Here is a 13,067-nt window from a genome sequence, read left to right as displayed (position 1 = left end):
AAAGGGAAAGGGGGAGAAAAATGATTTACAGCGCGTTCAATGACCGCATGAATCTGCTGGCCGAACGGCCGTCCTTGCGTGAGAAGGTGCGTTTGATCCAGGCCGCCGCGCAAAAAGCCGAGTGGGTGGAAACCGCTCTGGAGCATAAACGTCTGGCGGAGTTCGTTTACATAACGCGGATTTAGTTTTCTAAAAACAATTCCGATTTTCTTGGCGGGCAGACGTGTTAAAATCGCGTATGCCCCAAACTTATTACATCAGCACTTTTGGCTGCCAGATGAATAAAAATGACAGCGAGCATTTGGCCGGTCTGCTGGAATTTAACGGCTGCCAGCCGGCGGAGAATCCCGAGACCGCCAATATTCTGGTCTTGAATACCTGCGCGGTGCGCGACAAAGCCGAACGGCGCGTCTACGGACAGCTGGAAAAATTTAATTATCTGCGGCGGATCAAAAAACGTGACCAAAAAATTTTTCTCTCCGGTTGTATGCCGGCTTATGACCGGGCGGAAATAAAAAAACGCGCGCCGTTTCTCGACGGCTTTTTGGAGATCACGGAAGCCCGCCGGTACCCGCCGCGCCGCGTGGACGCGCCGGAGGCCTGGGTCACGATCATGCAGGGCTGCAACAATTGCTGCGCTTACTGTATCGTGCCGCAGGCGCGCGGCCGTGAACGCAGCCGCGGAGCGGCGGAGATACTTGCGGAAATCCAGCAGATCGATTTTCGCAGGCGCGCAGTTTTGTTTTTGCTGGGGCAGAATGTCAATTCCTACGCCGGAGAATTTCAGGGGCAGAAAATTTCTTTTTCGCGGCTGCTGGAATTGGTGTTACAAAAGTGTCTCACCGTGCCGAAATTAGCTTTTCTAACTTCGCATCCGAAAGATCTGAGCGACGAACTTATTTCGGTCATTGCGCGGAATGAAAAAATCGACCGCGAAATTCATTTGCCGGTGCAGCACGGCAGCGATCGGATTTTGCGGCTGATGCAGAGGGGCTATACCATCAAGCATTATCTTGCTCTCCTCGAGAAAATCCGCGCGAATATTCCGTCAGCCAAAATTTCCACGGATATTATCGTCGGTTTTCCCGGCGAGACAGATGAGGAATTTCAGGATACCTATGAATTGGTGCGGGCAGCCGGATTTTTCCGCGTGAACACCGCCGGATTTTCCGCGCGCCGCGGCACGGCCGCCGCCGCGTTTCCGCCGCTGGAACAAAAAGTAATAAATGAACGCTTGAATAAATTAAATTCGTGCATAAATTCTTTAAAAGAAGTAAGTAAGTAACCTGTTTTTCTGTATAATCAGTGCATAAAATCGTGCATAAACCGTAAAGTTATACACGTTATCAACGAGTTTTGCACAAAGCAACGCTTAAAAAAGCAATACTTAACGCTTAACTGGATAAAAACAGCGTATTTTTGTTGATAAGTGGTTGATAATAGGAATAACTTTATTTTAAATAAAATACTGCTTGAGTATTTAAAAACAGACAGATAAAATAAAAGAGTGTTAAAGATTAAGCGTTTTGACCTGCATCCTTATCGGCCGACCGTGGACGAAGCGCTCGCGCTGGTGGAGCAAGCTCTGCTTTCGGCCAGACGGCGCGGCTACAAAGCGGTGAAAATAATTCACGGCTGCGGAAAGATACGTGCGGAGTTGCCGGAGTTTTTACGCGGACGATACAAATTTTGCGCCGGCGAAAAATTTGAACTTTTTGCCAGAGAAGGGCAGGCTGTTCTGGCGGCCTGTTCCGAATTAGCCAAAGACCGCGATTTCAATAAATACAATGCAGGGATTACCATAGTGGTTTTAGCGGGTTGAAACAACAAAGAAATATCCGGTTGTATATGCCGGCGCGTCGATTATTTCCCCACGCAAAAATTGGCGAAAATCTGCCCGATGATCTCGTCAGACACCGCGTCGCCGGTGATCTCGCCCAGGACGGTGATGATCTCTTTGAGATACGGCGCCAGCGCGTCCAGATAGGCGGCTGACTCCAGCGTGTCCAGGGTTTTGGCCAGAATTTTTGCCGCGCGGAAAAGCTGATCTTTTTGGCGCAGTGAGCTGATGTAAATGTTCCGGCTGAGATCCACGCGGCGCAGGTCGAGTTTTTCTAAAATTTTGGCGGCCAGCAGATCAAGATTTTGGCCGGTCTTGGCAGAGACTGGCAGGGCTGCCGAGATGTCCACTTTTTCTAACAAGTCGATTTTATTGGCCACGCGCAAATGCGGGCGGTCCTGCAGGGTTTCCAGAAATTTTTGTTCTTCCTCGGTTGGGCTGGAAGCCGCGTCAGATACGGCCAGCACGAGATCGGCTGTTTGCAAATGCGCGTGGCTGCGCTCCACGCCGAGTTTTTCCACGGCGTCCTGCGTCTCGCGCAGCCCGGCCGTGTCGACGAGCGTGACGCGCAGTCCGCCGATCTGCGCTTCGGCTTCCAGAGCGTCACGCGTCGTGCCAGGCGTTTCGGCCACGATCGCCTTGTTGTGTTTGAGCAGCGCGTTAAAAAGCGAGGACTTGCCGGTATTGGGTCTGCCGGCCAGGACGATCACGGCGCCGGATTTTATGAGCAGGCCTTTGTCGCTATCCGCCAGTAATCGCGCGAAAGTTTTTTGCGCGTTTTGCAGTAGCAGGCGGATTTTTTCTAGCGGCGGGTCGGGAATTTCCTCGGGATAATCCAGCGCGGCTTCTATCTCGCTTAGAATTTGCAGAAATTCCCCTCGAATTTCCCGAATTTTTTGCCGGACATCGCCGTCCAAATGGCGTAAAGCCAGGCTTAAAGACATTTCGCTGCCGGCGGAAATAGTATCGGCGACAGCCTCGACCTGTGTTAAGTCCAACTTTCCGGATAAAAATGCTCTTTTGGTAAATTCTCCGGCTTCCGCCAAGCGCGCTCCGGCTTTTAAAACCTCGGTCAATAATTTTTGTGTCAAGTAATATGAACCATGACAGTTAATTTCTACTACATCTTCGCCAGTGTAGGAATTAGGAGCTTTGAAAACGGAAAGTAATCCTTTATCAATGACGTTTTTGCTGTTAAGTTCAAGTAAAACACAGGGTTTTATGGTGTTTTTGTCAAAAATTTTTACACTTGAAATTTTAGCCGCTACGGCAAAAGCGTCCGGCCCGGAAATGCGTACTATCGCCACCCCTCCCGTTCCCGGAGGAGTGGCAATAGCGGCGATAGTGTTATTCACGTTTTTCTTTTTTGAAGCCTTTGGGCGAAACAACAACCTGGCGCGTGCGCCCCATGCCGCGGCTAAAAGTCTCAATGCTGGGGCGGTCTTGCAGCGCGGTGTGCACAATGCGTCTTTCCGCGGCGGACATCGGGTCAAGGACGATCTGCACATTTTCGCGCTCGGCGACATCGGCGGCGTCGTTGGCCGCGGCGATAATGGTCTGCTCCTGCTTGACCTTATAATCGTTGGCGTCCAGATGCACGAAAGCCTTCTTCTGATATTTGCGGCTTAAAATATTGGACAGCAATAATTGCAGGGCCTGCAAAGTGCTGCCGGCCTTGCCGATCACAATACCCAGATCTTCCGCGCCGGTGATTTCCAGCGAAATGGTGTTCTCGCGGTTTTCTTTTACGACAACATCGACATTCAAGCCCATTGTTTTTAAAATATCGAGCAGCGTCAGCCGCGCGTTGTCCGTAATTGCGGAAGTGATCTCCAGGGTTTCGCGCTGCGGCCTTTCCACGACGGCTTCAACGGCGGGTTCCGTGACAGTATCTTCTTTCTTGCCAAAAATTCCAAACATAATTTTCTCCTTTGTATAATTTTACTTAATTTGTTTAACGTCGATCGTCTGCGGCGGCAGTTTTTTCAGCATATAGACCTGCTGCAGGCCGGCAAATAAATTGGACATGAGCAAATAAATTGAAATGCCCGCGCTCAAATTCAGACAGACGACCAGCATCACTACCGGCATCATCAGCATCATTTTTTCCTGCTCTTTGTCCATGCCCATAGTCTTTTGGCTGAAATAAGTGGTCAAGGCCACCAGTATCGCCAGCAGAGGCGCCGCCACCGGAAATTTGGAATTCACGCCGGTGTATTGTTTTTTCACAATAATATTGGCCAGCGCTTTTTCCCGTGTTTCGCGCGTGTCGGAAATCCCGCGCTGATTTTCCCGCTGAAATACGGCAAAATCCTGGGTTTCTTTAAAGGAAATATCGTTGATCCACAAAAAATCTTTGCCGCCGTCGAAATTGATGAACGCCACAGAATTCAACGCGGCGTACAGCGCGAACAAGATCGGCAGCTGGATCAACATCGGCAGACAGCCGGACAGGGGATTCATATTGTGGGTTTTGTACAGCTCCAGCATTTTTTTCTGCAGGGTCTGCGGGTCACTGCGGTATTTTTCCTGTAATTCTTTGAGTTTGGGCTGGATTTTACGCATGGCCGCCATGGACTCAAATTGCTTGGCGGTCAGCGGCCAGAAAATAAGTTTGATCAGCAGCGTCAGCAGAATAATCGCCAGACCATAATTTAGATTTGCGCCAAAAAGTTTTAAGACCTCAATAAAAAAATTATTCATTTTCACTCTCCTTTCCCGGCAAAAATATAAAAAGCTACGGCCAATCTTCGCCGCCTGGCTGTCCGGGACGGCAGCGGATAATCCTTTTTAACCCGCGCCAGAGCCCGCGCGCGAGGCCGTATTTTTCTAAACTCAAGATCATATATTCCGAGCAGGTCGGGTAAAACCGGCAAGCTCGCAGGGGCAGCCGCTGGCTAAAAAATTGATAGACCCGAATTAAACGGATAACCAGTTTTTTAAGCATTTTTCCAGCTCGGCCTGCAGCTCCGCAAATTTATTTTTCAACGTTCCCGCGCGCGCCACCAAAATCAAACGCCCTTTTAAGCGGGCGCTGAGCGAAGTTGAAGTGTCCGCAAATCTGACCAATTCCCGTAAAAGCCGCTTGGCGCGATTGCGCTGGACAGCGTTGCCGATAGTTTTTTTCGAGGCCACTACCGCATAGCGGAATTCTGCGTGGGGTAAATAAAACAGCACAAAACTTTTGCTGACCTGTTTCTGTCCCGCGTAAACGGCCGCAAAATCGGCCTGCTTGGTCAGCGTCGGGAACACGCCGTCTAAACGGTCAAACGCTTTCTGCCTCTGGCGCGCCGGCGGCGGACAACGTTTTTGCCATTGGCCGTGCTCATCCGCGACAAAAAACCTTTTTTGCGTTTTTCCCGCAGGGCTTTGGGCTGAAAGGTGCGTTTCGTCATTTTTGTTCTCCTTGTTTAGTGAGTTATTATATAGGTAAAAAAAAGTTTGCGTCAATTGCTTACGCTTTTACGAACGACTTGATTATTTGTTCCAGAACTCGCCGTTTAGACTTTCACTTTTCTTGATTTTTCTTTGGATACTCCTAAAAAAAATGGCTTGCTTTATCGTCAGCCCACCGCCAACGTAGCTATACGAACTGCGCAGAAAGCTAATTTCTTGCTCAGTTAATAGCGCAGACTTGGCTAATGCTTTATTGATATCTTCCTCTGTTATTACATAGTATTTTGATTTTCTTTTTTGTTTCATTAATCGTGTACTCCAATTTTTAAATAATGAGCAATGTATGTTATAAATAGTTTTTCAAAATGATTTCTTTTTGCTTAGGAATACTTGCTAATTGCTGCCGCAATTTGTCTATTTGCGCCTCAATTTTTTCGATTTTGGCAACAATTTTCTGCTGTTCGGAGAATGGGGGAAGAGAAATGGTTTTTGAGTAAACAGCATTCCTGTTCAGTCCAGGAACGCCTGTACCGCCTGATAAATTTTCTAACCCTGCTTTTTGTAAAGCGAAATAAATCAATTTTGGGTGATATTTATTTTTAATAAGTTTCACATAAAAAGCCGTGTCTATCGGGAAACAATTTTTATCAATATAAGTTATTTTACCCGCAGAACCTTTACGTCCAACAATAATTGCCGGACTTTTTACCGAATATTCATTGTGATGGCCGACAATTCCATTCGAACCCATCACAGGAAACTCGCCTTTTATTCGATTGTTTTCAGGCAAAGCCGCACCATATTCCAAAGTCAAAATATCGCCCACTTTATACTTTTCTGCTGATTTTGTTTCTAAAACACGATCAATACTTTTTCTCAAACTTACCATCCCCTCTTTCGCCTCCGCCTCTTTCTTTTCCAGAACGTCTATTTCGGAAACGATTTTTTGTTGAATTTCGAGCGGAGGAAGGGGAATAGGAATAGAATTAAAAGCATCAATGTCAATATTCTTTTGGGCAACACCTCTGCCGCAACAATAAACCATTTCTTGATTCAAATAAAGATAATAATTAAGGTATGATAGATTTAAAGCTTCTTTATTTAAAGTGTCTATTGTCATTCCTGAGTCATTTAAGAAAAACATTCCTGGAACAAATCGGATACATTCAGGCGACATTCCGAATCTGGAGATAATAAATGTGTTTTTTCTGTTAAATGTATCTGTTTTAAATGTTTCTCCGCCCCCACCGTATACAGGATAAATAGTTCCTTCGCCGGTTGCTTTGACTATTCGTGTCCCATAATCTATTTTTGTAACTTCACTTAATTTTACAATTCTCCAGTTGCTTTCAATCGTTACTTTTTTCTTAATCGAAAGCGAAATATTTTTATCGAAACCAACTCTGTCGAAAGTAAGCATATCAATCAAATCCATATAGAAAACATTGTTTCTTAATGAATCGCCAATGGCCGGATATTTATTTTTGAATGCATTGTAAATATAAGTACTTGCCTTTTCAGGATTATCAAAACGCATATCATCGAATAGACGAGTACATTCCTCAATGGTTTTGCCCCGCTGTATCGGGTGAATGCCTTCATTTCCGCGACGATGGGAAAACGCGTAACCTAAAAAGCGTTTTTCAGCATCCCTGCTGCCAGTCTTTACCACCGCTACTTTTTGCGGATAGACCAAAATAAAATAGAACAATTTTTCCTTTTCAATTGTAATGACCATATTCCAGAAATCTTTTTCTATTCCAGCAGGAGTTTTTGCACGATATTCCTTATAAATTTCATGATTGACAACAGCGTTGTTAGGCTTTTTTTTCAATAACGTAACATAATCGTCAAGTGTTATTCCTTTCCAAACATGATTAATATATTGCAAAACAGGTTTTTCTATACCATTGCGGGTTACATCTTGAAAATCGTCAAAAAACCGTTCTACGGATTTTCGCAGATTTATACTGTCATAATTGTTCCTGCGCCGCAAAAACAATACAACTGTATTTGTGCCTGTTGCTAAAAACGTATTGCCACCTAGCTCGGTGATAGCGATAATTTCAAAATATCGCAAAATGATTTCACGAGCTTGAGTATAAATACCTTCATTGTTCAAAATAGAACTTGGTAAAATAATGCCAGCTACACCGCCGTCTTTCAGTAATTGTTTAGCGCGTTCAATAAACAGACATTCAATTTCGCTACTGTTATCAGTAAGACTATCGTAAAGCCCAAAATCATCTTTGCCATAAAATTTGCTTGCGTTATTTCTAAATGTCGAAACCGAATAGGGCGGGTTGGAAACAAGTATGTCGAACTGCCTGTTTTCCTGCGGAAAATCCTTATCAGTTTTTGTAAGAAGACCTTTGTATTCTTTGGTGTTTTTGAAATTTCCCAAACCGTCGCTGTGTATTACTTGTGCCAAGCCATCACCATGAAGATAACAACCAACTTTACTGACTTTTATTAAACGGTAATCTTTCTCTATGCCATAAACATAGTTGTACGCCCAATCATATGGATAGGTTTTTGCTTTATCAACAAACTTTTTGGCGTCTCCAAATAATTTATTGGAATCAATATTTTCTAATGAATTTTGTAATTCATGCATACTTTCCGTTATGAAATGGCCGCTACCGGCGGCATAATCAATAATATGAGGCAAAAAAGCGTCTTTTTCCATTTTTTGCAACTTGCTTTGAACAATATTGCCAACGGGTAAGCTTTTAATAATAAACTGGGCTACCGGTACAGGTGTAAAAAATTGTCCTGATTCTTGTTTTAATCCAGTTCCAAGCAACAACTCAAAAAAATCGGATAAATATTGCTGTTTAGCGGCGTAACGAATCTTATAGCCCTGCAATAGCTCTACAACTTCTTTTACAACTTTTGCGTTTTCTTCAAACGAATCATTGTCAAAAACTTCTTTAATCGCGAATTCGTTGTTCTTTTTTAAGCGGATTTCCGTAAGGTCATCCAATATTTTTTTACGAATATCTTCACTGACATCACCATATTTGTTTTCAAACTCGGTATCTGAAATATCGGTTACTTCTTTTTCTAAAAATTCTTTCATTCCCTTTTTGTAAAGATCTGTCAATCGCTTCTGAAAAGAAATATGATCATCCGGCGGGTAATTTATTCCCTCATATTGATAAGGTGCATAAAACCACTGAAAAGCCAACTCCTTATTGGGTTTAGTATTCTTTTCATCATATATCTTGCACAGAAATAAGGTAAATATCTTGTTAAAGGCATTGGGTTTGTCCGAGACGACATTATGCCGCAATATTTCCAAAAAACTATTGAAGATAATACTGCTGTCTTCTTTCCCGATAGGTTTTAACTGTTCTGGGGTCAACGCTTTGCTTTCAAAATTGTAGAGTTTTACCCATTCATCAAAAACGCCGTTATCTTTAGTCAGCTTGTTCCATCTCTCATAAAAATCCTTGACATCGCCTGTACGGTAATCGTCTTCAATTTTTACAATTTCGTTGCGGTAAACAATTTTACCGTCTTTTAGTTCTGAAGCATAAAGCAGAATAACAGCGGCTTTATTACTAAATTTGAAATAAGTAAATAACTGTCCACCATCTTCTTTCATGCGCCTAAATGCCGCATCAAATTCCTTGCCGTATGTTTTACATTCGATCAATAGGTATTCCGAATCGTCGGGACGATTCACACAGATGTCAAGCCGACCCGAAGTGCCATGCCCTGCGGAATATGTTTTTTCCAAAATAATGCTTTGTGGTTTATAGCCTTTTTCTAGTAAACGATTCACGCATTCTAGGATAACAAAGTTTTCAGGTTGAGAAAAGTTTTGCGTAGTTTTACTGTCGCTTCTTATTTTTTTGCCATAGTCAATAGTGTTGTTGTTAAAATCTACTTCAATTGCGTATTTCTGTGTATATATCTTACGATATATACCTTTAGTGTTCTCTTTTGGTAAGAACCCTAGTTTTTTAAGTAATACTCGTCTGTCCATCGGCTATATTTTATGCTATTTTGATTAAAATGTCTTTTCTTTTGCCGAAAATATTAACCGTCAAGTTTTTCAAATCTGCGGGTATATTGCCCGACAATAAAATCTTTTATTTTTTCCGCGGCGTTTTTGAAATGCAAAGTTTTGGCGGCGTTGGACATTCTGGTCAGGGTTTCGGGGTTGTCGATCCTGGCGATCGCGGCGGCGAGAGAATCCGCGGTCAGATCTTTATCCAGCAAAAGGACAGCCGCGCCGCGTTCGGTAAAATACCGCGCGTTGAACTCTTGATGATTATCGGCGGCCTGGGGATATGGTATCAATATAGAAGGCAGGCCAACAGCCGCCAATTCTGACAGCGTGGTCGCCCCCGCGCGGCAGACGCATAGTTTAGCGTTGCTGTACAAATCGGCCATGTTATGTTGATAATTTGTGCCATCCAGGTGCACGATTGTGTTAAGTAGTGCTTCGCTGGTTTTAAGGGCGTTTGTGGCAATATTTAGGCTTTTTGCCGATAATGACCCGCCAAAAACCAAAATTTTCGTGTTATTTGGCGAAAAACCAACGTTAAGTATGTCTTTACGAACCGGATTCCCTGTTAAGACGGCTTTATTTCTGGGAAAATACTTAGCCGCGCCGGCAAAAGCGATGAAAACTTTGGCGGCCAGATGGCTCAAATAACGATTGACACGGCCGGGCAAAATATTTTGCTCCTGCAAATAGACTTTTTTGCCAAGCAGTTTGGCCGCCAAAATGACCGGCACGGTTACATAGCCGCCGGTCGCTATGACCAGATCGGGCTTTTCGCGCGCGAGGATCTTCAGGGCTTGATAAAATCCGGCCATTACCGCGCGCGGATCTTTGCTGCTGGCCGGTATTTCGTAAAACCGGTGGCCGGCCTGCGGCGCCAGGGTTTTTTCCAGCCGCCGCGAGCCGATGAAAAAACAATCCGTAAATTTCTCCGCAATCGCTAAAGCCGGGTAAATGTGTCCGCCCGTGCCGCCGCAGGAAAAACAAATTTTCATTTATAAATTACCCTTCTGATCTGCCGGCCAAACTCCAGATATTCTTTCAGTCCTTTGTAGTCGCCGTGGCCGATCAATTGTTCGAGCCAGGAAATTTCGCGCTGGAGTTTTTTCAAATGCCGCAGCACCTCGCGGCGGTTGGTGCGCGCGACTTCCACGCCCCACAGCGGGTCGGACTCCGCGACGCGCGTGCAGGACTGAAAACCGGTCGCGGCCAGAGCGCGCTTGGTGTCATTGTCGGCCAATTGCAGCAGGGCCACGGCGTTAAAATACGGCGTGTGCGAGACAGCCGCGACCGCGGCGTCGTGTTCGCGGGCGTCAGCTTGGCAGGGGCGCGCGCCGAGCGACTTAAAAAATTGCAGGACGGCCAGCAGTTTGCCGCGCGGCGTGTTTTTGTACGGCGTGAAAATAATGCGCGCGCCTCGCAGCAATTCAGCCGAGGAGCAGGCAATGCCGGTCTTTTCGCTGCCGAACATCGGGTGGCAGCCGATAAATTTAGCGGAATATTTTTTGAGCGCGCCGACGATCTGGCCTTTGGTCGAGCCGGTGTCGAGGATGATCGCGTCGGGCTTGGCCGTGAGGTAAATTTGTTTCACATAAGGAACGATCAGCTCAAGCGGCGTGGCGACAATTATCAGATCGGCGTCGTGGCACAGCGCGGTGATATTGCCCGGCGTTTCCTGCACCAGGCCGCTGTCGTAGGCGTAGGCCAGAGTTTTGGACGACGCCGTTTTCGCGGCGATCCACGTGGCTGGATATTTTTGGCGTATGGCGCGGGCGATAGAGCCGCCGATCAGCCCCAGCCCGACAAAAGCGACCTTTTGGAACATGCGCTTATTATAAGGAGAAAAAAAGCGAAAAACAAATGCGCGGATACCGCGGCCGCGAGAGGCTGTGTTATAATTTGCGCGATGAAAAAAATATTTTTCTGTTTAATCCTGGCGGCGTGGCTGAGCGCGGAGACCATTATTGGCGGCATCGCGCTGGGTGAGACTTTTGAGAATGTCGCGCAAAAATATCCTTTTGTCGGCGGATGGGGCCGGCAGGAAATTACCGGCCTGCCGTATCCGCTTAATGTCAACGACAAAACGCAGGTTTTTCTGGCGCAGCAGCCGGAAAACCGCATCTATTTTTATTTTGACGAAAATAAAAAAGTAATCGCGGTCGGGCTGTACACTGGCAATATGCTGGCCGGTTATTCGGACAAAATCGTTTATGAAACCGGCGCCGGCCTGCGGCCGACAGACGGCATTCTCGAAATGAAAGTCCTGTACGGTATGCCGCAGGATATCAGCGAGTACAGCTACAAAGACCACGCCGGCGACAAGATCGTGCGGCGCCTGTATTATTATCCCGGACTGATCGTACAGACCCGCAAGGTCAACTCCCTGCCGGAGCTCATCGACAATCTTTTGGTCTGCGAGTACGGCACGGAACTGGTCTTGAGAGAAAAAAATTCGCCGATCGCCAGACCGGACTATTTTTTAGACAGCCGGCTGGCTTTTTGATGTTTGAGTTTTGCAGTCTGGCGTCCGGTAGCAGCGGCAATAGCTCGCTCTTGATCTTGGGCGGCGAGACCCTGCTGGTCGACGCCGGTATTCCGCTCAAAAGAATAGAGGAACGCCTGCTGGAAAAAAACATTTCTCCCGCAAGTATCGGACGCCTGCTGATCACGCACGCGCACGGCGATCATATCAAAAGCGCGGGAAAACTGGCGCGGAAATACCGTATGCCGGTCTGGCTGACCCGCGCGACTTGCGCCGAGGCGCAAAAACTCGGCTGCGATCTGGCGGACTGTCAGCTAAATTTCCTGCGGGAAAAAGAAAAGTTTGGCAGTTTAAAAGTTAAAACTTTTCAAGTGCCGCATGACGAGGCCGGCAATACCGGTTTTTTATTCGAGCACAGCGGTTTTCGCGCGGCTTATTTTACCGATCTCGGCGCGCTGCCTGAACGCATTTACCGGGACATTCACGACTGCGATTTTTTGTTTCTCGAAGCCAATCACGATGTGCTACGCGAAAAAACTTCGCGGCGTCCGGCGCGGATCATCGAGCGCAATCTCAGCGATCGCGGACATCTCTCCAACGAACAGGCGGCGCGCATTGTCGCGCGCGTGGTGCGCGGCGAGGCTTCCCGCAAGACCCGCGCGGTCATGCTGGCGCATATCAGCAAAGACTGCAATCATCACGTCTTTGTGGAAAAAACTATCCGCGCCGCCCTGCGGCAAAAACAAGCGGCGGAGACTATCAAAATTTTGCTGGCGCCGGAAGGCCGTTGCAGCGAACATCTGCGCTGGCCGCTCGCCGCCACGCCGGTTTATCTTAAAAAATGATTGAAATCCAGCAAACTGTGCAGAAGATCTAATATTGCGGCGAGGCTTTGCCTGATTTGTTTGTCCGACTGCTGGATTTTCTGGATCAGTTCCGCCAGCAGAGCCTGGCGTTCTGCCGGCGCCGCGAGATCGTCTTTATGCATATATTCGACAAGATACGCTTTTAATTCGTGTAACGCCTTGTGCAGAGGAAATATGGTCTGCTTCATTTTAGCGGCCAGCTGCGGATTTTCGCCGTTTTCGGCGTAAGCGCGTAATTTATACAACAAATCCATAACCCGATCATAGGGAGCGTTTCCATAGAAAAAGAAAAACAAAGTGTAAGCTTGCGGCGGAGAGGTTAATTCCAGCAGCTGGATAACGTTTTCAAGTCTGCGCGTAATTCCGACCAGCCGCACGTAATCCCCGGGCTCAAACTTCCACCAAAGTTTCCGAATTTGTTCCGCCAGTAGCTTGGTTTGCATAAACCTCTATCGTTAATTTTCT

General features: G+C 46.5%; 16 protein-coding genes. 5 read left to right on the top strand and 11 right to left on the bottom strand.

Features of this window, described 5'->3' with window-relative positions:
* The 3 genes from LBJ25_00175 to LBJ25_00165 all read left to right on the top strand — a co-directional run.
* The coding region (locus LBJ25_00175; GenBank protein MDR1452378.1) for a hypothetical protein at positions 1-185 on the top strand (185 nt) is incomplete at its 5' end.
* Between the two features lie 53 nt (positions 186-238).
* On the top strand, positions 239-1,285 hold the full coding sequence (locus tag LBJ25_00170; GenBank protein MDR1452377.1) for a radical SAM protein: 1,047 nt from the start codon (positions 239-241) through the stop codon (positions 1,283-1,285).
* A 222-nt stretch (positions 1,286-1,507) separates the two neighbouring features.
* Positions 1,508-1,822: a Smr/MutS family protein gene (locus LBJ25_00165; GenBank protein MDR1452376.1), complete on the top strand. Its 315-nt coding sequence runs from the start codon at positions 1,508-1,510 to the stop codon at positions 1,820-1,822.
* A gap of 41 nt (positions 1,823-1,863) precedes the next feature.
* Here LBJ25_00165 and mnmE read toward each other — a convergent pair whose 3' ends face one another.
* The 10 genes from mnmE to LBJ25_00115 form a co-directional block, all read right to left on the bottom strand.
* Complete coding sequence (gene mnmE / locus LBJ25_00160; GenBank protein ID MDR1452375.1) at positions 1,864-3,195, bottom strand: tRNA uridine-5-carboxymethylaminomethyl(34) synthesis GTPase MnmE; 1,332 nt, start codon at positions 3,193-3,195, stop codon at positions 1,864-1,866.
* Complete coding sequence (locus LBJ25_00155; protein MDR1452374.1) at positions 3,188-3,760, bottom strand: KH domain-containing protein; 573 nt, start codon at positions 3,758-3,760, stop codon at positions 3,188-3,190. Before LBJ25_00155 ends, mnmE begins: the two co-directional genes overlap by 8 nt.
* A 21-nt stretch (positions 3,761-3,781) precedes the next feature.
* Positions 3,782-4,543, bottom strand: a complete 762-nt coding sequence (locus LBJ25_00150) for a YidC/Oxa1 family membrane protein insertase (GenBank protein ID MDR1452373.1) — start codon at positions 4,541-4,543, stop codon at positions 3,782-3,784.
* A gap of 34 nt (positions 4,544-4,577) precedes the next feature.
* Complete coding sequence (gene yidD / locus LBJ25_00145) at positions 4,578-4,787, bottom strand: membrane protein insertion efficiency factor YidD (protein ID MDR1452372.1); 210 nt, start codon at positions 4,785-4,787, stop codon at positions 4,578-4,580.
* On the bottom strand, positions 4,760-5,092 hold the full coding sequence (rnpA, locus tag LBJ25_00140; protein ID MDR1452371.1) for a ribonuclease P protein component: 333 nt from the start codon (positions 5,090-5,092) through the stop codon (positions 4,760-4,762). Before rnpA ends, yidD begins: the two co-directional genes overlap by 28 nt.
* A gap of 5 nt (positions 5,093-5,097) precedes the next feature.
* Complete coding sequence (rpmH, locus tag LBJ25_00135) at positions 5,098-5,235, bottom strand: 50S ribosomal protein L34 (protein ID MDR1452370.1); 138 nt, start codon at positions 5,233-5,235, stop codon at positions 5,098-5,100.
* Positions 5,236-5,317: 82 nt separating this feature from the next.
* The gene (locus LBJ25_00130) at positions 5,318-5,542 is read right to left on the bottom strand and encodes a hypothetical protein (GenBank protein ID MDR1452369.1); all 225 of its coding nucleotides are present in this window, start codon (positions 5,540-5,542) and stop codon (positions 5,318-5,320) included.
* A 40-nt stretch (positions 5,543-5,582) separates the two neighbouring features.
* Positions 5,583-9,230: a restriction endonuclease subunit S gene (locus tag LBJ25_00125; GenBank protein MDR1452368.1), complete on the bottom strand. Its 3,648-nt coding sequence runs from the start codon at positions 9,228-9,230 to the stop codon at positions 5,583-5,585.
* 53 nt (positions 9,231-9,283) lie between these two features.
* On the bottom strand, positions 9,284-10,249 hold the full coding sequence (locus tag LBJ25_00120) for a UDP-N-acetylglucosamine--N-acetylmuramyl-(pentapeptide) pyrophosphoryl-undecaprenol N-acetylglucosamine transferase (protein MDR1452367.1): 966 nt from the start codon (positions 10,247-10,249) through the stop codon (positions 9,284-9,286).
* Entirely contained in the window at positions 10,246-11,079 is an 834-nt protein-coding gene (locus tag LBJ25_00115) for a prephenate dehydrogenase (protein MDR1452366.1), read from the bottom strand. Before LBJ25_00115 ends, LBJ25_00120 begins: the two co-directional genes overlap by 4 nt.
* 81 nt (positions 11,080-11,160) lie before the next feature.
* Between LBJ25_00115 and LBJ25_00110 the strand changes: the two genes are divergently transcribed.
* Entirely contained in the window at positions 11,161-11,757 is a 597-nt protein-coding gene (locus LBJ25_00110) for a hypothetical protein (protein ID MDR1452365.1), read from the top strand.
* Positions 11,757-12,581 carry an MBL fold metallo-hydrolase gene (locus tag LBJ25_00105; protein MDR1452364.1) on the top strand — a complete coding sequence of 275 codons (825 nt, stop codon included), beginning with the start codon at positions 11,757-11,759 and terminating at the stop codon, positions 12,579-12,581. Before LBJ25_00110 ends, LBJ25_00105 begins: the two co-directional genes overlap by 1 nt.
* Here LBJ25_00105 and LBJ25_00100 read toward each other — a convergent pair.
* Positions 12,566-13,045, bottom strand: coding sequence for a hypothetical protein (locus LBJ25_00100; protein MDR1452363.1), 480 nt, complete (start codon positions 13,043-13,045; stop codon positions 12,566-12,568). The two genes, LBJ25_00105 and LBJ25_00100, sit on opposite strands and share 16 nt — an antisense overlap.
* Between the last annotated feature and the right edge of the window lie 22 nt (positions 13,046-13,067).

The sequence above is a fragment of the Candidatus Margulisiibacteriota bacterium genome (genome assembly GCA_031268855.1).
Lineage (GTDB): Bacteria > Margulisbacteria > Termititenacia > Termititenacales > Termititenacaceae > Termititenax.
This window is presented reverse-complemented; position numbering and strand designations above follow the sequence as displayed.

Excerpts from the sequence above, each read along its gene's own strand:
- LBJ25_00150 (MDR1452373.1), bottom strand. The coding sequence starts at position 4,543 with ATGAATAATTTTTTTATTGAGGTCTTAAAACTTTTTGGCGCAAATCTA.
- LBJ25_00130 (MDR1452369.1), bottom strand. The coding sequence starts at position 5,542 with ATGAAACAAAAAAGAAAATCAAAATACTATGTAATAACAGAGGAAGAT.
- rpmH (MDR1452370.1), bottom strand. The coding sequence starts at position 5,235 with ATGACGAAACGCACCTTTCAGCCCAAAGCCCTGCGGGAAAAACGCAAA.
- LBJ25_00155 (MDR1452374.1), bottom strand. The coding sequence starts at position 3,760 with ATGTTTGGAATTTTTGGCAAGAAAGAAGATACTGTCACGGAACCCGCC.
- LBJ25_00110 (MDR1452365.1), top strand. The coding sequence starts at position 11,161 with ATGAAAAAAATATTTTTCTGTTTAATCCTGGCGGCGTGGCTGAGCGCG.
- LBJ25_00105 (MDR1452364.1), top strand. The coding sequence starts at position 11,757 with ATGTTTGAGTTTTGCAGTCTGGCGTCCGGTAGCAGCGGCAATAGCTCG.
- yidD (MDR1452372.1), bottom strand. The coding sequence starts at position 4,787 with ATGCTTAAAAAACTGGTTATCCGTTTAATTCGGGTCTATCAATTTTTT.
- LBJ25_00115 (MDR1452366.1), bottom strand. The coding sequence starts at position 11,079 with ATGTTCCAAAAGGTCGCTTTTGTCGGGCTGGGGCTGATCGGCGGCTCT.
- LBJ25_00100 (MDR1452363.1), bottom strand. The coding sequence starts at position 13,045 with ATGCAAACCAAGCTACTGGCGGAACAAATTCGGAAACTTTGGTGGAAG.
- LBJ25_00120 (MDR1452367.1), bottom strand. The coding sequence starts at position 10,249 with ATGAAAATTTGTTTTTCCTGCGGCGGCACGGGCGGACACATTTACCCG.
- LBJ25_00170 (MDR1452377.1), top strand. The coding sequence starts at position 239 with ATGCCCCAAACTTATTACATCAGCACTTTTGGCTGCCAGATGAATAAA.
- LBJ25_00125 (MDR1452368.1), bottom strand. The coding sequence starts at position 9,230 with ATGGACAGACGAGTATTACTTAAAAAACTAGGGTTCTTACCAAAAGAG.